The organism is Streptomyces sp. NPDC001890 (assembly GCF_042891445.1).
Taxonomy (GTDB): domain Bacteria; phylum Actinomycetota; class Actinomycetes; order Streptomycetales; family Streptomycetaceae; genus Streptomyces.
On record NZ_JBIATE010000017.1, the window covers coordinates 164,567 to 186,671 of the forward strand.

21 protein-coding genes are annotated in these 22,105 nt (G+C 71.5%); 8 read left to right on the forward strand and 13 right to left on the reverse strand.

Going from position 1 to position 22,105, the window contains the following annotated elements; translation table 11 throughout:
- Positions 1-12 precede the first annotated feature (12 nt).
- Positions 13-1,392 carry a hypothetical protein gene (locus ACFYY1_RS31235; protein ID WP_388591480.1) on the reverse strand — a complete coding sequence of 460 codons (1,380 nt, stop codon included), beginning with the start codon at positions 1,390-1,392 and terminating at the stop codon, positions 13-15.
- Between the two features lie 165 nt (positions 1,393-1,557).
- Between ACFYY1_RS31235 and ACFYY1_RS31240 the strand changes: the two genes are divergently transcribed.
- Positions 1,558-1,863 carry a hypothetical protein gene (locus ACFYY1_RS31240; protein ID WP_388591482.1) on the forward strand — a complete coding sequence of 102 codons (306 nt, stop codon included), beginning with the start codon at positions 1,558-1,560 and terminating at the stop codon, positions 1,861-1,863.
- A gap of 73 nt (positions 1,864-1,936) precedes the next feature.
- On the opposite strand, the gene cimA is transcribed toward ACFYY1_RS31240, so the two are convergent.
- The 6 genes from cimA to ACFYY1_RS31270 form a co-directional block, all read right to left on the reverse strand.
- Entirely contained in the window at positions 1,937-3,544 is a 1,608-nt protein-coding gene (cimA, locus tag ACFYY1_RS31245) for a citramalate synthase (RefSeq protein WP_388591483.1), read from the reverse strand.
- A gap of 280 nt (positions 3,545-3,824) precedes the next feature.
- Positions 3,825-5,159, reverse strand: coding sequence for an MFS transporter (locus tag ACFYY1_RS31250; RefSeq protein WP_388591485.1), 1,335 nt, complete (start codon positions 5,157-5,159; stop codon positions 3,825-3,827).
- A gap of 98 nt (positions 5,160-5,257) precedes the next feature.
- The gene (locus tag ACFYY1_RS31255) at positions 5,258-5,863 is read right to left on the reverse strand and encodes a TetR/AcrR family transcriptional regulator (protein WP_388591487.1); all 606 of its coding nucleotides are present in this window, start codon (positions 5,861-5,863) and stop codon (positions 5,258-5,260) included.
- A gap of 3 nt (positions 5,864-5,866) precedes the next feature.
- Positions 5,867-6,868 (reverse strand): agmatine/peptidylarginine deiminase, encoded by a 1,002-nt coding sequence (locus tag ACFYY1_RS31260; RefSeq protein ID WP_388591523.1) that lies wholly within the window; start codon positions 6,866-6,868, stop codon positions 5,867-5,869.
- Between the two features lie 296 nt (positions 6,869-7,164).
- Positions 7,165-8,253, reverse strand: a complete 1,089-nt coding sequence (locus ACFYY1_RS31265; protein ID WP_388591488.1) for a branched-chain amino acid aminotransferase — start codon at positions 8,251-8,253, stop codon at positions 7,165-7,167.
- A 239-nt stretch (positions 8,254-8,492) separates the two neighbouring features.
- Positions 8,493-9,536 (reverse strand): 3-isopropylmalate dehydrogenase, encoded by a 1,044-nt coding sequence (locus ACFYY1_RS31270; RefSeq protein ID WP_388591489.1) that lies wholly within the window; start codon positions 9,534-9,536, stop codon positions 8,493-8,495.
- Positions 9,537-9,574: 38 nt separating this feature from the next.
- Here ACFYY1_RS31270 and ACFYY1_RS31275 point away from each other — a divergent pair, with 38 nt between their 5' ends.
- Entirely contained in the window at positions 9,575-9,775 is a 201-nt protein-coding gene (locus ACFYY1_RS31275; protein WP_388591525.1) for a hypothetical protein, read from the forward strand.
- A 19-nt stretch (positions 9,776-9,794) separates the two neighbouring features.
- On the opposite strand, the gene ACFYY1_RS31280 is transcribed toward ACFYY1_RS31275, so the two are convergent.
- On the reverse strand, positions 9,795-9,923 hold the full coding sequence (locus ACFYY1_RS31280; protein ID WP_266729507.1) for a hypothetical protein: 129 nt from the start codon (positions 9,921-9,923) through the stop codon (positions 9,795-9,797).
- A 184-nt stretch (positions 9,924-10,107) separates the two neighbouring features.
- Entirely contained in the window at positions 10,108-11,058 is a 951-nt protein-coding gene (locus ACFYY1_RS31285) for a helix-turn-helix transcriptional regulator (RefSeq protein WP_388591491.1), read from the reverse strand.
- Positions 11,059-11,204: 146 nt separating this feature from the next.
- On the opposite strand from ACFYY1_RS31285, the gene ACFYY1_RS31290 reads away from it, so the two are divergent.
- From ACFYY1_RS31290 to ACFYY1_RS31310, 5 genes are all read left to right on the forward strand, one after another.
- The gene (locus ACFYY1_RS31290; protein ID WP_388591524.1) at positions 11,205-12,068 is read left to right on the forward strand and encodes an NAD-dependent epimerase/dehydratase family protein; all 864 of its coding nucleotides are present in this window, start codon (positions 11,205-11,207) and stop codon (positions 12,066-12,068) included.
- A gap of 95 nt (positions 12,069-12,163) precedes the next feature.
- Positions 12,164-12,736, forward strand: coding sequence for a CDP-alcohol phosphatidyltransferase family protein (locus ACFYY1_RS31295; protein WP_388591493.1), 573 nt, complete (start codon positions 12,164-12,166; stop codon positions 12,734-12,736).
- Positions 12,733-13,593, forward strand: a complete 861-nt coding sequence (locus ACFYY1_RS31300) for a phosphatidate cytidylyltransferase (protein ID WP_388591494.1) — start codon at positions 12,733-12,735, stop codon at positions 13,591-13,593. Before ACFYY1_RS31295 ends, ACFYY1_RS31300 begins: the two co-directional genes overlap by 4 nt.
- Positions 13,590-14,798, forward strand: coding sequence for a lysophospholipid acyltransferase family protein (locus ACFYY1_RS31305; RefSeq protein WP_388591495.1), 1,209 nt, complete (start codon positions 13,590-13,592; stop codon positions 14,796-14,798). Before ACFYY1_RS31300 ends, ACFYY1_RS31305 begins: the two co-directional genes overlap by 4 nt.
- A gap of 100 nt (positions 14,799-14,898) precedes the next feature.
- Positions 14,899-15,369: a DUF1877 family protein gene (locus tag ACFYY1_RS31310; protein WP_388591497.1), complete on the forward strand. Its 471-nt coding sequence runs from the start codon at positions 14,899-14,901 to the stop codon at positions 15,367-15,369.
- A 117-nt stretch (positions 15,370-15,486) separates the two neighbouring features.
- On the opposite strand, the gene pruA is transcribed toward ACFYY1_RS31310, so the two are convergent.
- Positions 15,487-17,118, reverse strand: coding sequence for an L-glutamate gamma-semialdehyde dehydrogenase (pruA, locus tag ACFYY1_RS31315; RefSeq protein WP_388591499.1), 1,632 nt, complete (start codon positions 17,116-17,118; stop codon positions 15,487-15,489).
- Between the two features lie 39 nt (positions 17,119-17,157).
- Positions 17,158-18,084, reverse strand: coding sequence for a proline dehydrogenase family protein (locus tag ACFYY1_RS31320; RefSeq protein ID WP_388591500.1), 927 nt, complete (start codon positions 18,082-18,084; stop codon positions 17,158-17,160).
- A 179-nt stretch (positions 18,085-18,263) separates the two neighbouring features.
- On the opposite strand from ACFYY1_RS31320, the gene ACFYY1_RS31325 reads away from it, so the two are divergent.
- Positions 18,264-19,406 (forward strand): PucR family transcriptional regulator, encoded by a 1,143-nt coding sequence (locus ACFYY1_RS31325; RefSeq protein WP_388591502.1) that lies wholly within the window; start codon positions 18,264-18,266, stop codon positions 19,404-19,406.
- 62 nt (positions 19,407-19,468) lie between these two features.
- Here ACFYY1_RS31325 and ACFYY1_RS31330 read toward each other — a convergent pair whose 3' ends face one another.
- Positions 19,469-20,065, reverse strand: a complete 597-nt coding sequence (locus ACFYY1_RS31330) for a TetR/AcrR family transcriptional regulator (protein ID WP_388591503.1) — start codon at positions 20,063-20,065, stop codon at positions 19,469-19,471.
- Positions 20,066-20,157: 92 nt separating this feature from the next.
- Positions 20,158-21,750 carry a phosphoglycerate dehydrogenase gene (gene serA, locus ACFYY1_RS31335; RefSeq protein ID WP_388591504.1) on the reverse strand — a complete coding sequence of 531 codons (1,593 nt, stop codon included), beginning with the start codon at positions 21,748-21,750 and terminating at the stop codon, positions 20,158-20,160.
- Positions 21,751-22,105: the final 355 nt, after the last annotated feature.

A 22,105-nucleotide genomic window follows, 5' to 3' on the forward strand; every position in this document is an offset into this window, starting at 1 on the left:
CCGGTCAGCGGCTCAGAACCCGCCCCCGTCGAACCCTCCGCCGCCCCCGAAGTCGCCCCCTCCTCCGAAGCCTCCGCCATCGAAGCCCGAATCGAAGCCCGAGGGGTCGAAGTCGGCCCCGGAGAAGTCTCCGCCGCTCCAGTCCCCGCCGGAGCCGAAGTCCCCGCCGCCGTATTCCGCCGCGTACGCGGGGCTCGACAGCATGGAGCCGAGCACGGTGCCGACGAGCAGGCCGGGGAGCAGGCCGCCGCCGAAGTAGCCACCCGCCCACGGACCGTATGCCGGGCCCGCCTCCCAGTACGGGCGGCGGCCCTCGCCGGTCTCGACGGTGCGGCTCAGCGGCTCCTCGCCCGCGCGCAGCCGGGCCTCGTCCGCCGCGCAGACCGGGACCTCGCGTGCCGTTCCGCCGGACGGGGACCACCGGACGTCGGTGACCGAGGGGCCGTGGCGCGGGTCGAAGAAGCACGGCGGGCGCCGGACCGGCAGCTCGCCGCCGGTCCGGCGGGCCTCCAGGACGGCGAGGGAGAAGCGGCCGTCCTCCAGCGCCCGGGTGACCCCGCGCACGTCGGACGGGTGGCGGGCGGCGGACATGCGGGACTTCGCGGTCTCGTACGAGTCGAGCGCCCGCTCGTAGTCCGCCCGCATGACGTCGTCGGCGCCCGCCTCGGCGGGGTGGAAGTCCAGCCGGTCCAGGGTCTCGCCGTACGCGGTGATGTCCTCGTCCACGACGACCCGGAGCTTGTCGAGTGCGGCCCGCTCCTCGGCCTCCTTGCGCCTGCGGTTGCGGCGGACGAGCGCATAGGCCGTGCCGCCGCCCAGCACCAGGACCGCGCCGACCGTGATCAGCCCGACGGCGGACGTCGATCCGCCGCCGGACGCGCCGCCCCAGGAGGCGGGGGCGCTGCCCCGGGCCTGTTCCACGGCCCGGTCGACGAAGGCGTTCAGCTGGGTCGCGGCGTCGGTGTCCGTGCCGGGCGCCTTCACCGCGGCGGTGAGGTTGTGGACCGCCCGGGTGGACATGACCTGGGGGTCGGCGCCCGCGTCGAATCCGTTGCCGAGGCGGACCGCGTAGACGCCGGTGATTCCGGTGTCGGTGCGCAGGGTGGCCAGCAGGGTCTTCGCGGGAAACGCGGAGGTCCGCGGCAGTACCGCCACGAACACCGGCTTGTCGGCGTCCTTGATCTTCTTCGTCAGGGCGGCGGCCTGCCCCGGTGGGAGCTGGCCGGACGCCGCCGGGTCGACGTACACCGGGCTCTTGCGCAGCGCCTGCGCGACGTCGTCGACGGTGGCCGCCCCGGTCGACGACGGCGCACCGGGCGCCATGCCGAGGACGGCCGCCGCCAGGATCAGCAGCAGGCCGGCCAGCATCGCCGGGAACAGCCTGTTCCGCATATTTCGAAGTTAACCCGGATGGGTGATGGGTGCGACAGCCCGGCGCGCGCCGCGGCGAACGCGACAGCGGTGTGAGAGGGAAAGGCGGAGCAGGCAATGAAGCCCGCTCCGCAACTGCCGATGTGCGGCATACCAGGTGGTGTTGCGCCCGCGTACGGTCGCGTCATGCGCTTCGAAGACGACGAACCGGTGTTCAGGAAAAGCCGCTTGGGGACGAACCGCTACGAGTACAACCCCAACAACCCGGTCGGCCTCGCCCTGATCGTCATCAGCGTCCTGCTCGTCGGCGGGATGCTCCTGCTCATGCACTTTCGCGCGGGCCCGTTCGCCTACCCGTCGGCCCCCGCGCCGGTGAGCACGGAGACCGACGACACGTGGCCGTACATGCCGGGGACGGAGGATCCCGGCTACGGAGGGAACACCGGGGCCGATCCCTTCACGCCGCCGGAGGACGACGACCTGGCGCCGTGACGAGGACAACCGGATTCCCGGACGAAGGAATTCCGGGCCCACGGCGACGTGCCGTGGCCCGTGCCCGCGAGGACTACTCCGTCGGCTCGACGCCCGCGCGCAGCAGCCCGTAGGTGTACGCGTCCTCCAGGGCCTGCCAGGACGCGGCGATGACGTTCTCGGCGACGCCGACCGTCGCCCAGTCGCCGGCGCCGTCGCCGGTGGTGATGAGGACTCGGGTGGTGGACTCGGTGCCGGTGCGGCCTTCGAGGATGCGGACCTTGTAGTCGATCAGCTCCAGCTTGGCGAGCTGGGGGTAGATGCGTTCCAGGGCGACGCGGAGCGCCCGGTCCAGGGCGTTGACGGGGCCGTTGCCCTCGGCGGTGGCGACGATGCGTTCGCCCTTGGCCCAGAGCTTCACGGTGGCCTCGTTGGCGTGGGTGCCGTCGGGGCGGTCCTCGACGATGGCGCGCCAGGACTCGGTGCGGAAGTAGCGGCGTACCCGGCCCTCGGCCTCGGCGCGCAGCAGCAGTTCGAAGGAGGCGTCGGCGGCCTCGTACGTGTAGCCCTTGAGCTCGCGCTCCTTGACCCGCTCGACGACCCGGCCCACGAGTGCCCGGTCGTCGCCGAGCTCGATGCCGAGTTCCTTGCCCTTGAGCTCGATGGAGGCGCGGCCCGCCATGTCGGAGACCAGCATCCGCATGGTGTTGCCGACCAGGGCGGGGTCGATGTGCTGGTAGAGGTCGGGGTCGACCTTGATCGCGGAGGCATGCAGTCCGGCCTTGTGGGCGAAGGCGGAAACACCCACATAGGGCTGGTGGGTGGAGGGGGTGAGGTTGACGACCTCGGCGATGGCGTGCGAGACGCGGGTCATGTCGGCGAGCGCGCCCTCGGGCAGGACCGCCTTGCCGTACTTGAGTTCCAGGGCCGCGACGACGGGGAAGAGGTTGGCGTTGCCGACCCGCTCGCCGTAGCCGTTGGCGGTGCACTGGACGTGGGTGGCGCCCGCGTCGACGGCGGCGAGGGTGTTGGCGACGGCGCAGCCGGTGTCGTCCTGGGCGTGGATGCCGAGCCGGGCGCCGGTGTCGGCGAGCACGGTGGCGACGACGGCCTGGACCTGGGCGGGGAGCATGCCGCCGTTGGTGTCGCAGAGGATGACGACATCGGCGCCGGCCTCGGAGGCGGCACGCACGACGGCCTTGGCGTACTCGGGGTTGGCACGGTAGCCGTCGAAGAAGTGCTCGCAGTCCACGAAGACCCGGCGGCCCTGCTCGCGGAGGTAGGAGACGGTGTCGACGACCATCTCCAGGTTCTCTTCGAGGGTGGTGCGCAGGGCGAGTTCGACATGGCGGTCGTGGGACTTGGCGACCAGCGTGATGACCGGGGCACCGGACTCCAGCAACGCCTTGACCTGGGGGTCCTCGGCGGCCGACCCGCCGGCCCGGCGGGTCGCGCCGAAGGCGACCAGCTCGGCGTTCTTGAATTCGATCTCCTGCTGCGCGCGGGCGAAGAACTCGGTGTCGCGGGGGTTGGCGCCGGGCCAGCCGCCCTCGATGAAGCCCACGCCGAAGTTGTCCAGGTGCCGGGCGATGGTCAGCTTGTCCGCGACCGTCAGGTTGATGCCTTCACGCTGGGCCCCGTCGCGCAGTGTGGTGTCGAAGACATGGAAACTGTCGTCGGTGGGCTTGGCCTTGGTGGTCATGCTGGTCTGACTCCTGTCGGATGAGCGGATCCGGACGATCTGGCTCCACTTGCCCCCATCATCCCGCGTGCGTCTCGCGCCGACCGAGGTGAGGGCCGGAAAACGAAAAAACCCCTCGCGGGTGCGAGAGGTCTGCGCGCGGGTCTGGGGCACGGTGGCCGTGCCGCACGAGGTGGTACGGGACGGTCACTGCGGACCGGCGCGCCTGCTGCCGATAATGATGGCGGTCGAGGGCACGGAAGCAGTCTTGCACAGGGCCGCCTCCGTGCCCCGACCCGTCTCAGGATGCGGGCGTGACGCTCGTCGCGCCGGACGGCTGAGCGCCCGCCCGGTCCACGTCCTTGGCGCCGACCCGGCCCAGGTCGATGTCGCGGGTCTCACGCATCGTCAGGTAGACGACCAGGGAGACCGCCGCGCAGCCGGCCACGTACCAGTAGAAGCCGGACTCGATGCCCGCCTTCTTGAACCAGAGCGCCACGTATTCGGCGGTGCCGCCGAAGAGCGCGTTGGCGATGGCGTACGGGAGGGCGACGCCCAGGGCGCGGATGCCGGTCGGGAAGAGCTCCGCCTTCACACAGGCGTTGATCGAGGTGTACCCGGTGACGACGACCAGGGCGAGCAGCGCCAGGCCGAACGCGGGCCAGAACGTGCCCGCGTGCTTGAGCATCGTCATGATCGGCACGGTCAGGAAGGTGGAGCCGACGGCGAAGGTGATCAGCAGCGGGCGGCGGCCGATCCGGTCGGAGAGCATGCCGGCCAGCGGCTGGATGCACATGAAGACGAACAGGGCGCAGAAGCTGACGAGCGAGGCGGTGGGCTTGTCCATGCCCGCGCTCTTGGAGAGGAACTTGGAGAGGTAGGTCGTGTACGTGTAGTACGCGACGGTCCCGCCCATGGTCAGCGCCATCACCAGGAACGCCTCGCGCTTGTGCCGCCACAGCGCCTTCAGCGTGCCGCGGTCGGCATCCTCGGCGGCACCGGACTCCGCGTACACCTCGGTCTCCAGCATCGAGCGGCGCAGATAGAAGACGATCGCGGCGCCGAGCGCACCGACGATGAACGGGATGCGCCAGCCCCAGCTGTGCAGGGCCGCCTCGGACATGTTGCGCTGCAGGACGATCTGCAGGCCGAGGCCGACGAGCTGTCCCGCGGTCATGGACACGTACTGGAAGCTGGAGGCGAAGCCGCGCCGGTGGGGGGCGGACGCCTCGGTGAGGTACGTGGCGCTGGCGGCGTACTCGCCGCCGACGGACAGGCCCTGGAGCAGCCGGGCCACCAGCAGGACGGCGACCCCGCCGTACCCGGCGACGTCGTACGTCGGTGCGGCGGCGATGAGGATCGCGGAGGCCGACATGAGCGTGACGGTGAGGGTGAGCGCCGCCTTGCGGCCCCTGCGGTCGCCGATCCGGCCGAGCAGCCAGCCGCCGACCGGCCGCATGAAGAAACCGACGGCGAAGATGCCCATGGTGTTCATGAGATTGGCGGTCTCATTGCCTTCGGGGAAGAACGAATCCGCGAAGTAGACCGCGAAGGTCGCGTACACGAACCAGTCGAACCACTCGACCATGTTGCCGGCCGAACCGACCCAGATTTTCTTCCACTGCTCTCGTCCCATGGTCCGTCACCGTGCCCGAACAGCGGGGACCGGAACAAGGGCGCAATGCGCAACGATCGCGCGTACTTACGTGCGTTTCGTTCACGGCGCACCGTCCGCTAGCGGACGGTGAGCGACTCCTCGATGAACTCCCTCACCTGGGCGAGGACTTGGGGGCGGCCGGTGCCGGGGAGGCCGACCGCGACATGGACGCTGAAGCCGTCGAGCAGGGCGCGCAGCCGGGTGGCGTACCGCCCGGCGTCGACCGGGCGGAACTCCCCGGCCGACGCGCCCCGCTCCAGCAGGTCCACCAGGTCGCGGTGCCAGGCCGCCTCGATGGCGGCCTGGCGGGCGCGCGCGTCGTCGTCCGCGTTCTGCGAGCGGTTCCACACCTCCAGCCAGAGCGTCCAGTGCGGATCGCGGGGGCCGTCGGGCAGGTACAGGTCGATGTACCCGTCGAGCCGTTCGCGGGCCGTCGCCGGCCCGGACATCAGGGCGTCCCGCGCCACGCCGAGCCGTCCCTCGCTCCACTCCAGGGTCTGGAGCAGCAGCTCGTCCTTGGTGCGGAAGTAGTAGAGGAGGTGCCCGCTGCTCATCCGGACCTCGCGGCCGAGTCCGGCCATGGTGAGGCCGTCGAGCCCCCGTTCGGCGATGGTGGCCATGGCGGCGGCCAACAGTTCCTCACGGGGCGGGGCGGTGTTGCGACGGCGTGGCGCGGGGGGCACGGTTCAGACCTTCGGCTGTTGCTGCGTGATGCAGTGGATGCCTCCACCGCCGGCAAAGATCGTACGGGCGTCGACGAGGGTCACCGTACGGTCGGGGAACAGCTCGCCGAAGATGGCCGCCGCCTCCTTGTCGCGCGGGTCGTCGAAGGCGCAGAGGACCACACCATCGTTGCAGAGGTAGTGGTTGATGTAGGAGTAGTCGACCCACTCCCCGTCCGCCTGCAGCACGGTGGGCGCCGGGACCTCGACGACGTTCAGCGAGCGGCCCCGGGCGTCGGTGGCCTCGCGCAGGATGCGCACCGTCTCGCGGGTGACCTCGTGGTCGGGGTGGGCCGGGTCCGGCTGGACGTGGGCGACGACGGTACCGGGGCGGACGAAGGCGGCGACGATGTCGACATGGCCGAGGGTGCCGTACATGCCGTAGTCACCGGAGAGTCCGCGCGGCAGCCAGATGGCCTTCTCGGTGCCGAGCCGGGCGTGGATCTCGGACTCGACCTGCTCGCGGGTCCAGTCGGGGTTGCGCTCCTTGCCGAGCTGGACGGTCTCGGTGAGCAGTACGGTGCCCTCGCCGTCCACGTGGATGGCGCCGCCCTCGTTGACCAGCCGGGAGCTCTGCACGGGTACGTCGGCGAGCTCGGCGACGGAGCGGGCGATGTGCTGGTCGTGCTCCCAGCGGGCCCAGTCCTGGGCGCCCCAGCCGTTGAACGTCCAGTCGACGGCGGCCAGTCGGTTCCCGTCGGTGACGAAGGTGGGGCCGATGTCCCGCATCCAGGCGTCGTCGAGGGGGCGGACGGCCAGCTCGACGTCCGGGCCGAGGAGTGCGCGGGCGCTGTCCTCCTGGCCGGGGCCCACCACCATCGTGACGGGTTCGAAGCGGCGCACGGCGCGGGCGACGGTGGCCCAGGCGGCGCGGGCCTCGTCCAGTTCGGCGTCGGTGTCGAAGGTCGGGTTGGGGCCCGGCCAGGCCATCCAGGTGCGTTCGTGCGGGGCCCACTCGGGCGGCATGCGGAAGGTCACTGCGATGTCCTTGGAGGAAGTAGAGGCGGTTGAGGGAGACGGAGTCGGCGGGCTCGGAGCGCAGTTCGATTTAGAGCAGTACTCTAACTCATGGTTAGAGTACTGCTCTAATCATGTGAGAGGGCACACTCCGGGGAGCGGGAGGGCGCGTCCGGGCAGACGAAAGCCGCGCCCGGCGTGGAGCGGGGCGCGGCTTTTCGTGACTGCGTGACTACGCGGCTGCGTGACTACGGGACTGCGTGGCCTGAGCCGGAGGGGCCTGGGGGCCCGGGGGCCCGGGGGGCTCAGCCGAGGGGGTGCATCCAGCCGTGGGTATCCTCGGCGACGCCGCGCTGGATGTCGAGCAGGCGCTCGCGCAGCTTCATCGTGACCTCGCCGGGCGTGCCGTTGCTCTGGATCCACTCGCCGCCCTCGGACTTGACGGTGCCGACGGGGGTGATGACGGCGGCGGTGCCGCAGGCGAAGACCTCGGTGAGGGTGCCGTCGGCGGTGTCGTCGCGCCACTGGTCGATGGAGACGCGGCCCTCTTCCGACTCGTAGCCGAGGTCGCGGGCGACCTTGAGCAGCGAGTCACGGGTGACACCGGCGAGCAGCGAGCCGGTCAGGGCCGGGGTGACGATCTTGTTCCCGTACACGAAGTACAGGTTCATGCCGCCGAGCTCCTCGACCCACTTGTGCTCGACCGCGTCGAGGTAGGCGACCTGGTCGCAGCCCTTCTCGGCGGCCTCGGCCTGGGCTAGGAGGGACGCGGCGTAGTTGCCGCCGGTCTTGGCGTCGCCCATGCCGCCGGGGACGGCGCGGACCCGGTTCTCGGAGAGCCAGATCGAGACCGGCTTCACACCGCCGGGGAAGTACGCGCCGGCCGGCGAGGCGATCACCAGGAACAGGTACTCGTTGGCGGGCCGCACACCGAGGCCGATCTCGGTCGCGATCATGAACGGGCGCAGGTAGAGGGACTCCTCGCCGCCGTGCGCCGGAACCCAGGCCTGGTCCTGCTTGACCAGCGCGTCGCAGGCCGCGATGAACGTCTCGACGGGCAGCTCGGGCATGGCCAGCCGGCGGGCGGATGCCTGGAAGCGCCTGGCGTTGGCCTCGGGGCGGAAGGTGGCGACCGAGCCGTCGGGCTGGCGGTAGGCCTTGAGGCCCTCGAAGATCTCCTGCCCGTAGTGCAGGGTCATGTTGGCGGGGTCGATCGACAGCGGCGCGTACGGCACGAGCTGGGCGTCGTGCCAGCCACGGCCCTCGGTCCACTTGATCGTCACCATGTGATCGGTGAAGCGGCGGCCGAATCCGGGATTGACCATGCTCGCCTCGCGCTCCGCGTCGGACAGGGGGTTCGAGGAGGGCTTGAGCTCGATCGTGGGCGTCGTCATGAGTGCGTGTCCTTCACCGTTGTGTGTGTGGGACCGCGCTCACGCCGCTCCTGCCAGGCAGGTGCTAGGACGTCCGAGTTTCGCTGCGAGCCACGGCCCCGTTCGATTATCGCTCCCGGGTGGCCGTGCACGAAACGACGCGATCGCGGTCCAGTGGTCGATGGTGGCACCCGGGGCCGCGCAAGGTGAAGCCGCCGGGTGCGGTGGTTGCCCGGCGGCTTCGAAACGGAGTCGTCGGGTCAGCTCGCTACGCGTACCGCGAGCGCGTCGCCGATCTGGTCGGTCGTGCGGCGCGTCGCCCCGTCGCGCTCCGCGAGGTCGGCGGAGACGGCGTCCTCGATGCGCACGGCCTCGGCCTCGTAGCCGAGGTGGCGCAGCAGGAGGGCGACGGAGAGGACCGTGGCCGTCGGGTCGGCCTTGCCCTGGCCCGCGATGTCGGGGGCGGAGCCGTGGACCGGCTCGAACATCGACGGGAAGGTGCCCGTCGGGTTGATGTTGCCGGACGCGGCCAGGCCGATGCCGCCGGTCACGGCAGCGGCGAGGTCGGTGAGGATGTCGCCGAAGAGGTTGTCGGTGACGATGACGTCGAAGCGCTCCGGCTGGGTGACGAAGAAGATCGTCGCGGCGTCGACGTGCAGGTAGTCGGTGGTGACCTCGGGATACTCGGTCGCGACCTTGTCGAAGATGTTCTTCCACATGTGGCCGGCGTACACGAGGACGTTGTTCTTGTGCACCAGCGTCAGCTTCTTGCGCGGGCGGGCGTTCGCCCGCTCGAACGCGTCCCGGACGACGCGCTCGACGCCGTACGCGGTGTTGACGCTGACCTCGGTGGCGACCTCGGCCGGTGTGCCGGTGCGCAGCGAGCCGCCGTTGCCGGTGTACGGGCCCTCGGTGCCCTCGCGCACGACGACGAAGTCGATGTCGGGGCGGCCGGCCAGCGGGGTCGCGGTGTTCGGGAACAGCTTCGACGGCCGCAGGTTGATGAAGTGGTCGAAGGCGAACCGCAGCTTCAGCAGGAGCCCGCGCTCCAGGACGCCCGACGGCACGGAGGGGTCACCGATCGCGCCGAGCAGGATGGCGTCGTGGCCCTTGAGGGCTTCGAGCTCCGCGTCCGGGAGGGTTTCACCGGTGCGGTGCCACCGCTGGGCGCCAAGGTCGTACTCCTTGGTCTCCAGCTTCACATCCTGCGGGAGAACAGCGTTGAGGACCTTGAGGCCCTGGGCCACGACCTCCTGGCCGATACCGTCACCGGGGATCACTGCGAGATTGATGCTGCGAGACATGTCCGCACCCTACTGCTCGTCCCACCCCATGACACGTCATGTCCACCATACGGACGCATGGGGTGCTGTACACCGCCCGGCGCAGGGTGCCGGTGCGGCACACCGGCTTCTCGTTCCTGGCGGTGGAGGTGGAGCCCGGACCGCACGCCCGGATGAAGGTCGCCGCGCTCGCCGAGTCGGGCGAGCGCATCGACCACTTCGGGATCGGCCGGGGCCGGCCCGTCGGGCCGGTCCGGTGACCGGCCCGTTCAGCCGGTCTCAGTGGCCCGTGGAGCCGCCGTTGTCCCTGCGGTCGAGGGCGCGCTGGAGGGCGGCGGCGGCATTGCGGCGCTCCGACTCGGTCGGGCGGGGGGTGTGACGGACACGGCGGGCAGTCGTCTGGACCATGATGGATCGACTCCTTGAGATCGCGAGGATTTCGAGATCGAAAAATCGTGAAGCTGATTTCGAGATCGGGATTTCGAGGCGCCGGAAGGGGCGGGGAGCGGGCGCCGCAGGGGTTGCCTGCACAAGGGCGCGCACTCACGACCGCCAGTCGCTGGATCTAGCGAGACGTTCGGCTCCTACAAAGCTAGGGCAGCTCGGCCGGTCTGTCTCCACAATTACTCGGACTTCCTACTATCTGAGACGGAGGTTTACGACCGCCCCCTCGGCAGACTGCTCCGACCTCGGCAAACGGTCGGACGCGCTGCCCGAACTCCTGCACCCCCACCACCCGCAGCAGTTGCAGCCGTTCGTACGCCTCGCTGCCCGGCCGGGCCGTATGGATGACCAGACTCTGCCCGCAGGCCGCGCTGAGCAGCACCTCGCACTCCAGGTCCAGCAGTCCGACGACCGGGTGCAGGAACCGCTTGCGCTCCGCGCGGCGCAGGGCCACCCGGTGCTCGGTCCACAGGGTCTCGAACTCCTCGCTCCGCTCGCGCAGCTCCCGTACCAGGGCACCCAGCGGCGCGTCCCCGGGACGCGCCGCGAACACCGCCCGGAGCTGGGCCACATGCGTGCGGGAGTGCGCCTCGTGGTCCTCGGGCGGGAAGCGCACGCGCCCGGCCGGGTCGGTGAACCAGTCCCGGATGATGTTCCGGCCCGGCCGCGCCTCTCCGGTCAGCGCGACGGCCATGGCGTTCTGCGCCAGCACTTCGCCCCGGTCGCTGAAGACCTGGGCGGGCGCGTCGTGCAGCCGGTCGAGGACCATCAGCAGCCCGGGGCGCACATGCTGGGTGGGGCCGTGCCGGTCGCGCGGCGGTTCCTCCCCCGCCAGATGGAACAGGTGGTCGCGCTCGTCCCCGCTCAGCCGCAACGCCCTGGCCAGCGCGGACAGCATCTGGCGCGAGGGCCGCGAGCCCCGGCTCTGCTCCAGGCGCGTGTAGTGGTCCACGGACGCGCCGGCGAGCTGGGCGACCTCCTCCCGCCGCAGTCCGGGGGTACGTCTGCGGGAGCCGCCGGTCAGACCGACATCGGCCGGTTCGAGGCGGGCGCGGCAGCGGCGCAGGAAGTCGGCCAGTTCGGCCCTGTCGAGGTCCACGCGTTCATCATCGTCCCGCCCCGGACCGGCTATCCAGGGAGCGCCGGTCCCTGGACGACCACGTCTCTCCCGCCGCCCGCCGCCCCGCCGCAGAGTGGGGCCGGAAAGCCGCCGGCGCACGGCGGAACGGACGGAAGGAACCGATGATGCTGACTCTGGTGACGGGTGCGACGGGCGAGGTCGGACGGCGCTTCGTCCCCCGGTTGCTGCAACGGACCGCTCCCGGTGACACGGTCCGGGTGATCGTGCGCGACGCGGAGCGCGGTGAGCGGTTCGCCGCGCTGGGGGCGGAGGTCGTCGTGGGTGATCTGCGGGAGCCGGACGACGTGACGAAGGCGGTGGCCGGGACGGACGCGGTGGTGAACATCGCGGCGGCGTTCCGCGACGTGCCCGACGACGAGATGTGGGCGGTCAACCGCGATGCCGCCCTGCTGCTCGGCCGGACGGCGGTGGACGCGGGGACCGGCAGGTTCGTCCAGGTCGGCACCAACCTCGCCTACGGCGCGGGGCGCGGCAGGCCACTGACGGAGGACGACGGCACGGTGCCCGGCGGGCCCATGTGGGGCGCGTACGCGCAGTCCAAGGCGGCGGCCGACGAGGGGCTCCTCGCCCTGCACCGCACGCACGGGCTCGACGTCCGGATCGCCACCCTGGCCTTCGTGTACGGGGAGGGCGACCCGCACCTCACGCAGGTGATGCGGTGGGTGGGGGAATGGGCGGCGACGCAGCGTCTGGCGATGGTGCACCACGCGGATGTCTCCCAGGGCCTGTTGCGGCTGCTGTTCACTCCCGGCCCGGCGGGCCGCCGCTACAACTTCTCGGACGACACCCCCGTCACGGCGGTGGACCTGCACCGGCTCAACGGGGTGCCGGTGCCGGCCGGGATGGCGGACCGGGTCGACCCCGACCCCTGGTACGGACTGACGTCGAACCTGCGGGCCCGCGACGAGTTGGGCCACCGGCCGCTGTACCCGTCGGTGTGGACGGCACGGGACGCGGGCGCACTGTAGGGAGTAGCCGCGCGCGGCCGGTCCACCAGGTACTCAGCTCCATCTGAGTACCTGCCACGTGTCGAAGAACTGTGCGTCGCACGACAGTTGGGCACATGAACGGCCTCTACGCTCTCAAGCCCTGGTACGCGGACCGCCTCTCCGGCGTCCGTGCCTCACTGGTCCGCCGTGAGGTGTCGCCCGACACCCTCACCGCGGCCGGTGCGGTCTCGGCGGCCGGTGCCGCCGCCGCTCTGGCCTGGCTGCCCGCTCCGCTCGCCGCCCTGCCGGTCGCCCTGCTGCTCGCGGCCCGGCTCGCCTTCGCCAACCTGGACGGCGCGCTGGCCCGCGACACGGGCCGGACGACCCGGCGCGGCTCGGTGCTCAACGAGCTCGGTGACCGGGTGGCCGATCTGGTGGTGCTGGCCGGCTTCCTGACGCTCGCCCCGCTGTGGCTGGTGGCGGTGGCCGGGCTCGCGGCGACCCTGCCGTCCTGGGTGTCGCTGGCCGGGGCGGCGGCGGGCGCGCCCCGGCGCAACGGCGGCCCGGTCGGCAAGACCGAGCGCTGCCTGCTGGTCGTGGTCGCGGCGGCGAGCGGCTGGGCCGTACCCGTCCTGACCGTGATCGCCGCCGGTTCGCTGCTCACCGCGGCGCTCCGGCTGGCGGGCCTGTGGCGGGAGCTGGCATGAGCGCCGTACTGATCGCCGAGGAGGCCGCGGCGCGGGCCGTGCCGCTGGTCGCGGGGGTGCTGGGGGCGGGCGGTGTGGCCGTCGCCGTGCTGCCGTCGAAGGTCCGGATGCGGGCCGAGCTGCGCAGGCGGTGGCGTACCTGGGCGCTGGTGGCGCCGGTCTTCCTGGGGGCGTACTTCCTGGGCGGCGGCGGGACGTTCGCGCTGGCCGCCGGGCTCGGGGTGGTCGCGGCGGGCGAGTTCGCGCGGATGGCGGGGCTGCGCCGGGGCGATCTCGCGGTGCTCGTGGCGGCCTCGGTGGCGCTCCCCGCGCTGGCCTGGCTGGCGCCGCGGCTCCTCGACGTCCGGGCGGCGGCGCTGCTGCTGGTCGCGGCGGCGCTTCCGGCGGTGCTCGGCGGGGACGACCGGGCCGGCTTCACCCGCACCGCGCGCACCGCCTTCGGGCTGCTGTGGATCCCGGTCGCGCTGACCGGTCTGGTGACGCTCGGGGACACGGCGGTCGCGGTGGGGCTCGCGGTGGCGCTCGGCGATGTGGGCGCCTGGTGCGGCGGTACGGGCCTGGGCCGCCGGGGCCCGCTGGCCCGGCCGCTGTCGCCGCTCTCCCCCAACAAGACCTGGGCGGGGGTGCTCGGCGCGGCGGTGGCGACGGCTCTACTGCTGCTCGTGCTCGGCGAGTTCGCCTTCCCGCTGTGGTGCGCGGTGATCGGCGGCTGTGTCCTCGGTGACCTGCTCGAATCGATGGTCAAGCGCGAGTCGGGGGTGAAGGACGCAGGCAGCTGGCTGCCCGGCTTCGGCGGCCTCCTCGACCGGATCGACTCCCTGTTGGTGGCCCTTCTCCTGACGATGGTGATGACATGACCCGCACCCTTGCGCACGTACCCGGCCGGGTCGCGCTGCCCGCCCGCTCCCGGTTCGCCGCCGCGCTCCGGCGCGGTCTGTGGTGGGGCGTCCTCAGCCTCACCGGCGGGGTGGAGCGGCGGGGCCGGCTGCCGCGCGGCGGCTGCGTCGTCGTCGCCAACCACTCCTCGCACGCGGACACCGCGGCGCTCCTCGCCGCGCTCGACGCCCGGCACACCCCGGCGATCGGCGCGGCGGCCGACTACTGGTTCGCCTCGCCGTGGCGGCGCCGGATCTGCCGCCGGCTCGCCGCCGGATTCCCGGTGCGGCGCAGCGGCGGCGGCATGGACGACCTGCTGTCCATGGCGGACGAGCTGCGCTCCGGCCGGGCGGTCGTCCTGTTCCCGGAGGGAACCCGGGGCAGGGACGGTGAGCTGGGTTCCTTCCATCGCGGCGCACTCGTGCTGGCCGAGCGGGCCGGGGTGCCCGTGGTGCCGGTGGGGATCGCGGGCACGGACCGGCTGCTGCCCAAGCACGGCCGGCTGCGCTCGGCGCTGGTGCGGGTGTCGATCGGTGACCCGCTGCCGTCGACGACCGGTCCGCAGGAGGCCCGGGACGCGGTGGTGGCGCTGCACGCGCGTACGGTCGCCGAGCCGCTGCGGGACTCCGCGACGCGGCGCCGGGTGGCGTCGGTCGTGACCTCGCGCCGGGGCGTCCCGCTGGCGTTCGGGTGGGCACTGGCGGAGGCGCTGAGCTGGCCGCTGATGCCGGAACTGCTGCTGGGCGCGGTCTGCGTGGCGGTGCCCCGGGCGGCGCTGAGGATGTCGCTGGGCGCGCTCGCCGGCAGCCTGGCCGGGGGCCTGCTCGCCCTTCAGCTGGCCTCGGCCGGTGTGCACCTGCCGGCCCCGCTGACCACGGACCGGATGCGGGCGCAGGTCCGGGCCGAACTCGCGCTGGAGGGGGCGTCGGCGGTGCGGCACCAGCCGTGGAACGGCATTCCGTTCAAGGTGTACGGGGCCGAGGCGGGCCGCGCCGGTGTGCCCGCGCTCGACTGGCTCGGCGCTTCGGCGACGGCCCGGGGTTCCCGGACGCTCACCGTGGGGCTCGGCTTCGCCGCCTTCGGGTTGCTGATGCGCCGCCACCGCCGCCAGTACGGCCGTTATCTGGTCCTGCTGGGCGGCGGGTTCGCGGCGGGGCTGGCACTGATCGTGAACGGCTGGGGCTGACCGCGCCGCCGTCCACCGTGCGACGGGGACTGTCAGTGGGTGACCGTACTGTTCGGAAGCAGGGGCCCGCCGGACGGCGGCCCGGCAGGAGGGGACAGCGATGAGCTTCAGCATGCAGGCACGGGCCGTTCCGGCCGCCGGGCTGCCGCAGGATTTCGCAGGGGTGTGGGCGGTCTTCGCCGACACGGACGACGAGCTCGACCGCCTGGAGACGGATCTGCACATCTCCAAGGACTTCTCCGACGTGCACGAGCTGTGTCTCACCGCACCGCCCGGCCACGGCAGCGGTGAGCTCCCCGTGTTCGGCGGGGAGATCCACGAGGACCCGGCCGGGATCGAGGCGCCGTCGCTCACGCTGACCGCGGCGCAGGTGCGGGAGACGGTGGAGTTCCTCCGCACCCATCCGTTCGACGGGCTGTGGGACGCGGCCTCCGGTGGCGTCGCCGCGCACTGGGGGTGGCCGGAGCCCGAGGTCCACGCCGTGTTCGCCTCCTACTTCCGGCGGTTGGTGGACTTCTACGAGCGCGCGGCGGGCGCGGGCGACGCGGTGGTGAAGCGGTTCCTGTACTGAGGAGCGGCCTGTACTGAGGAGCGGCCCGGGAATGGAAACCGCCTCCCGGCCGGCAGGGGAACCGGGCGGGAGGCGGAATTCATGGCGGGGCGCCGGGGGTGGGGCGCCCCGAGGGGATCAGCCCTGGTGCGGGTAGGTGTAGTCGGTCGGCGGGACCAGCGTCTCCTTGATGGCCCGGGTCAGGGTCCAGCGCTGGAGGTTCTGCGGGGCGCCCGCCTTGTCGTTGGTGCCCGAGGCACGGCCGCCGCCGAAGGGCTGCTGGCCGACGACGGCGCCGGTCGACTTGTCGTTGATGTAGAAGTTGCCCGCGGCGTACCGCAGCTTCTCCATCGTGTGGGCGGCCGCGGCGCGGTCGTTCGCGATGACCGAGCCGGTCAGCGCGTAGTCGGAGACCGACTCCATCTGCTCCAGCATCGCGTCGTACGCGTCGTCCTCGTAGACGTGCACGGCGAGGATCGGGCCGAAGTACTCGGTCGTGAAGACCTCGTTCTCCGGGTCGGTGCACTCGATGACGGTCGGGCGGACGAAGTAGCCCACCGAGTCGTCGTACGTGCCGCCCGCGATGATCGTGCAGGACGGGTCGGCCTTCGCGCGGTCGATCGCGGCCTTGTTCTTGGCGAACGAACGCTCGTCGATGACGGCGCCGATGAAGTTCGACAGGTCGGTGACGTCACCCATGGTGATGGAGTCGACCTCGGCGGCGAACTTCTCCTTGAAACCGGAGTTCCAGATGGAGGCCGGGACGTACGCCCGGGAGGAGGCCGAGCACTTCTGGCCCTGGAACTCGAAGGAACCGCGGGTCAGCGCGGTCTTCAGGACGGCGTGGTCGGCCGACGGGTGGGCGACCACGAAGTCCTTGCCACCGGTCTCGCCGACGAGCCGCGGGTAGGTGCGGTAGTTGGCGATGTTGTTGCCGACCGTCTTCCACAGGTGCTGGAAGGTGGGGGTCGAGCCGGTGAAGTGGATACCGGCCAGGTCGCGGTGGTTCAGGGCCACCTCGGAGACGGCGATGCCGTCACCGGTCACCAGGTTGATGACGCCCTTGGGCAGGCCGGCCTCCTCCAGCAGCTGCATCAGCAGCACGGCGGCGTGGGTCTGCGTCGGGGACGGCTTCCACACCACGACGTTGCCCATGAGGGCGGGGGCGGTGGGCAGGTTGCCCGCGATGGCCGTGAAGTTGAACGGCGTGATCGCGTAGACGAAGCCCTCCAGCGGGCGGTGGTCCATGCGGTTCCACACACCCGGCGAGTTGGCCGGGGGCTGCTCGGCGAGGATCTGGCGCGCGTAGTGCACGTTGAAGCGCCAGAAGTCGACGAGCTCACAGGGAGTGTCGATCTCGGCCTGCTGCGCGGTCTTCGACTGACCGAGCATCGTGGAGGCGGCCATCGTCTCGCGCCACGGGCCGGACAGCAGCTCGGCGGCGCGCAGGATGATCGCGGCGCGGTCGTCGAAGGACATCGCGCGCCAGGCCGGGGCGGCGGCGAGCGCGGCGTCGATCGCGTCCTGCGCGTCCTTCTGCGTGGCATGGGCGAACGTACCGATGACGGCCTTGTGGTTGTGCGGCTGTACGACGTCGAAACGTTCGCCGCCGCCCATCCGCTTCTCGCCGCCGATGGTCATCGGAAGGTCGATCGGGTTCTCGGCGAGCTCCTTGAGCTTCACCTCCAGGCGGGCACGCTCCGGGGAGCCCGGGGCGTAGGAGTGGACCGGCTCGTTGACCGGCGCGGGGACCTGGGTCACAGCGTCCATGAGTTCCGTTGCTCCTTGGGTAGAGAGGTGGAGGAGGGCTCAGCCCTTGGTGAGGATCGAGCGGCCGAAGAACAGCAGGTTCGCCGGCTTCTCGGCGAGGCGGCGCATGAAGTAGCCGTACCAGTCGGTGCCGTACGCCGTGTAGACGCGCATCCGGTGGCCCTCGGCGGCGAGCCGGAGGTGCTCCTCGCTGCGGATGCCGTACAGCATCTGGAATTCGTACTCGTCCAGCTTGCGCCCGGCCTTGCGGCCCAGCTCCTGGGCGATGGCGATCAGACGCGGGTCGTGGGACCCGATCATCGGGTAGCCGTCGCCCTCCATGAGGATCCGCAGGATGCGGACGTACGCCTTGTCGATCTCGGCCTTGTCCTGGTACGCGACGGAGGCGGGCTCCTTGTAGGCGCCCTTCACGATGCGGACGCGGCTGCCGGCGGCGGCCAGGCGGCGGGCGTCGTCCTCTGTGCGGAACAGGTAGGCCTGGATCACGCAGCCGGTCTGCGGGAAGTCCTTCCGCAGCTCCTCGTGGATGGCGAACATCGAGTCGAGGGTGGTGTGGTCCTCGGCGTCCAGCGTGACCGTGGTGCCGATCGCGGCGGCGGCCTCGACGACCGGGCGGACGTTGGCGAGCGCCAGCTCGTGCCCGCCGTCCAGGGACTGGCCGAACATGGAGAGCTTGACGGACATCTCGGCCTTGGTGCCCAGGCCGAGGTCCTTGAGGCGCTCGATCAGTTCGAGGTAGGCGTCGCGGGCGGCGGCGGCCTGCTCGGGGGTGGTGATGTCCTCGCCCACCACGTCGAGGGTGACTTCGAGGCCCTTGCCGGCGGCGTCCTCGATGATCGGGACGACCTGGTCGACGGTCTCACCGGCGATGAACCGGTCGACGACCTGCTTGGTGCCAGGTGCGGCCGAGACGAAACGGCGCATCTTGTCGCTGCGGGACGCGGCGAGAATCACGGGACCCAGCACGGGGCACCTCCACGGAAAGTACGAACGATGGCCATACCGGAAGTTCGGGAACAGACCGGTACAGCACGGAGAACCACCGTGAAATCTAAGGATCTCTCCGATCCTGTGCCATCGACAGCTGTCACGCATCCGTTCCCCGGTTCTCAGACATATGTCTGAAGGGGTGCGAGAATGGCCGGGTGAAGGGCGATTACCAGGAGCTGGTCGACGAGATCTCCGGGCTGCTCGGCGCCCCCGCGACGCTGGAGAACCGGGACTTCGGCCTGGTCGCCTTCGGCGCCCACGACAGCGACGACGACACCGCGATGGACCCGGTCCGCACCCGCTCGATCCTGACGCGCCGCTCCACGCCCGCCGTCCGCGCCTGGTTCGAGGGCTTCGGCATCACCCGCGCCACCGGCCCGGTCCGCATCCCGGCGGCCCCGGAGGCCGGGGTCTTCCGGGACCGGATCTGCCTGCCGGTACGCCATCGGGGGGCCGTGCTCGGTTACGTATGGCTGCTCGACGCGGACCCCGGGCCGACCGACGAACAGCTGAAGGCCGCGATGGAGGTGGCGGCCCGGATCGGGGCGCTGCTCGCCGAGGAGGAGCGGGCGGGCACCGATCCGTCCCGCGAGTTCGGCGCGGTCCTGACCGCCGGGCGGGGCTGGCAGCGCGACATGGCGGTGGCCGCGCTGCACGAGGCGCTGGGGCCGGACGCGCTGGGGCTGCACACGGTGGTGTGCGTGACCCCGTGGCCGGACGATCCGCCGTCGGTCCGTACGGTCCCCTCGGCTGCGGCGCTGTCCGCGATCCCCGGGACCGGGGGGCTCCCCTCGCTGGCCGCGCTGGTCCGGCTGCGCTCCACCGATGTCCTCGACCCGGCGCTCACCGCCGCCGACCGGCTGCGTTCCGCCGCGGGCCGGGACGCCACCGCCGGGGTCGCGGTGCCCCGCCGGGGTCTTACGGAACTGGCCGCGGCCTGGTACGAGGCGGTGGCCGCCGCCCGCGCGGCGACGGCGGAGTCCCGGTTCGGCCCGGTCGCGCGGTGGTCGGAGATCGGGCCGTACCGGCTGCTGACCGCACTCCCCCCGGAAGCCGTCGCGGACCCGGCGGTCCGCATCCTGCTCACCCCGCCGCACAAGGATCTGGCCCGCACCGCCGAGGTGTTCCTCGACTGCGCGGGCCAGGCGTCCAGGACGGCCTCCGCACTCGGCGTCCACCGCCAGACGCTCTACTACCGCCTCTCCCGGATCCAGCAGCTCACCGGCCTCGATCTCAACGACGGCGAGGACCGGCTGCTGCTGCACATGGCGCTCAAGAGCGCACGGCTCAGGAGTTAGCGCGGCTCAGGAGCCGGGGCCGGCTCAGGGGTTTCAGCGCGGCTCAGGAATTTCAGCGCGGCTCAGGAGTCAGAGCCTCCCCGGCCCTCCAGCACGGCCTTCAGACCGTCCGTCAGGTCCTGTGCGGACGGGGCGGATTCGCTGTCCATCAGCCACTGCACCATCACGCCCGCGAGCAGGGCCTGGCAGAAGAGCCCGGCCACCCGCGCCTTCTCCGGGTCCTTCTCCGGGTCGATGCCGAGCATGCCCTCGGCGAGCCCGTCGCGCCCCTCGCGCTGCGGGTCCTGCAGGGCCTTCCGCAGCTCCGGGTCCTGGTCGATCCGGGAGACGACCTCCATCTGGAGCTGCCAGACGGACCGGGTCTCCTCGAAGCTGTCGATCACCCGCTCCCAGGTGTCGCGGAACTGATCGAACGGAGACCCGGACGCTTCGCCGCCCTCCGCGCGCTCCTGCCCGTCCTCGGTGAGCAGATCCCCCCACTCCTCCGTCACCTTGACGAAGGCGAGGTTGAGCAGGGCCTCCTTGGAGCCGTAGTGGTAGCCGATGGAGGCGAGGTTCGTACCGGAGGCGGCCACGATGTCGCGCGCCGTCGTCCGGGCGTACCCCTTCTCCAGCAGGCAGCGCTTGGCGCCTTCGAGCAGATCCTCACGATGTCCCATGAAAGCAGCGTACCCGGCATGCAGACGTTCGTGTAAGACGCACGTCTAGATGCCGGGTACGCGGAGGGCTGCGCGGAGAGGCTCCGCGACCGTCAGTCGGTCAGGTTCACCGTACGGGCCGAGTTGGCACCGATCTCGGTGGAGATCTCGGCGAGCACCGACGCCGGGACGTCGTCGTCGACGGTGAGCACGACCAGCGCCTCGCCGCCCGCGCCCGTCCGCGAGACCTGCATGCCCGCGATGTTCAGACCGGCCTCGCCGAGGATCCGGCCGACCGTGCCGACGACACCGGGACGGTCCTCGTAACGCAGCACCACCATGTGGTCGGCCAGCGCCAGGTCCACGTCGTACTCGCCGACGGCGACGATCTTCTGGAGGTGCTTGGGTCCGGCCAGCGTGCCGGAGACCGAGACCTCCTCGCCGCCCGAGAGCGTGCCGCGGACGGTGACCACGTTGCGGTGGTCGGGCGACTCGGAACTGGTGGTGAGGCGGACCTCGACACCGCGCTCCTGCGCGAAGAGCGGGGCGTTCACATACGACACGGTCTCGTCGACGACGTCCTCGAACACGCCCTTGAGCGCGGAGAGTTCGAGCACCTTGACGTCGTGCTGGGTGATCTCGCCGTACACCTCGACATCGAGGCGGACCGCGACCTCGCCCGCGAGCGCGGTGAAGATCCGGCCGAGCTTCTCGGCGAGCGGCAGACCCGGGCGCACGTCCTCGGCGATCACGCCGCCCTGGACGTTGACCGCGTCCGGCACGAGCTCACCGGCGAGGGCCAGGCGCACGGACTTGGCGACCGCGATGCCCGCCTTCTCCTGGGCCTCATCGGTGGAGGCGCCGAGGTGCGGGGTGCAGACGACCTGGTCGAACTCGAACAGCGGGGAGTCCGTGCAGGGCTCCTTCGCGTACACGTCGAGCCCGGCACCGGCGACCCGGCCCTCCTTGAGGGCGGAGGCGAGCGCCACCTCGTCGACGATGCCACCGCGGGCGGCGTTGACGATGCGGACCGAGGGCTTCACCTTGTGCAGCGCCTCGTCGCCGATCAGCCCGAGCGTCTCGGGGGTCTTGGGCAGGTGCACCGTGATGAAGTCGGCGACCTCCAGCAGCTCGTCGAGCGTGAGGAGCTTGACGCCCATCTGCGCGGCGCGCGCCGGCTGCACATAGGGGTCGTACGCGACGATCTTCATGCCGAAGGCCGACATGCGCTGCGCGACCAGGACGCCGATGCGGCCGAGGCCGACGACGCCGAGGGTCTTCTCGCTGAGCTCGACGCCGGTGTACTTGGAGCGCTTCCACTCGCCGTTCTTGAGCGCGGTGTTGGCCTGCGGGATGTTGCGCGCGGTGGCGACCAGCAGACCGCAGGCGAGCTCGGCGGCGGTGACGATGTTGGAGGTCGGCGCGTTGACGACCATCACGCCGGCCTTGGTGGCGGCGGAGACATCGACGTTGTCCAGACCGACGCCGGCCCGGGCGACGACCTTCAGCTTCTTCGCGGCGGCGATGGCCTCGGCGTCGACCTTGGTGGCGGAGCGCACCAGGATGGCGTCGACATCGGCGATCGCGGGGAGGAGCTCGGCGCGGTCCGCGCCGTTGCAGTGCCGGATGTCGAAGTCCGGTCCCAGCGCGTCCACCGTGGCGGGCGACAGCTCTTCGGCGATGAGTACGACAGGTTTCGAGCTCACGTGGGTCCTCACAGGTCCAGTGCGGACGGCCGTCCCGACGGCCGCAGGCGGTGGAGGGGCTTGCCGCGTGGAAGACGCACGACACTGTGGGCCTGACGCGTGTATGTGTGGAGAAGTGTAGTCATGCGCCAGGACGCATACTGCGCCCCGTTGGAAGGATCACCCACACGGGGGTGGACGACTTGTACACACGTACGACGCCGCTTCTTCCAGCGGTGAAGAAGGAAACGCCCCGGGGGGCGGGTCCGCGGACCCGCCCCCCGGGGCGTCGGTGTTACGCGTCCTCGTCGTTGACCCAGCTCATGAGCTTGCGCAGCTCGCGGCCGGTGGTCTCCAGGAGGTGGTCGCTGTCGGC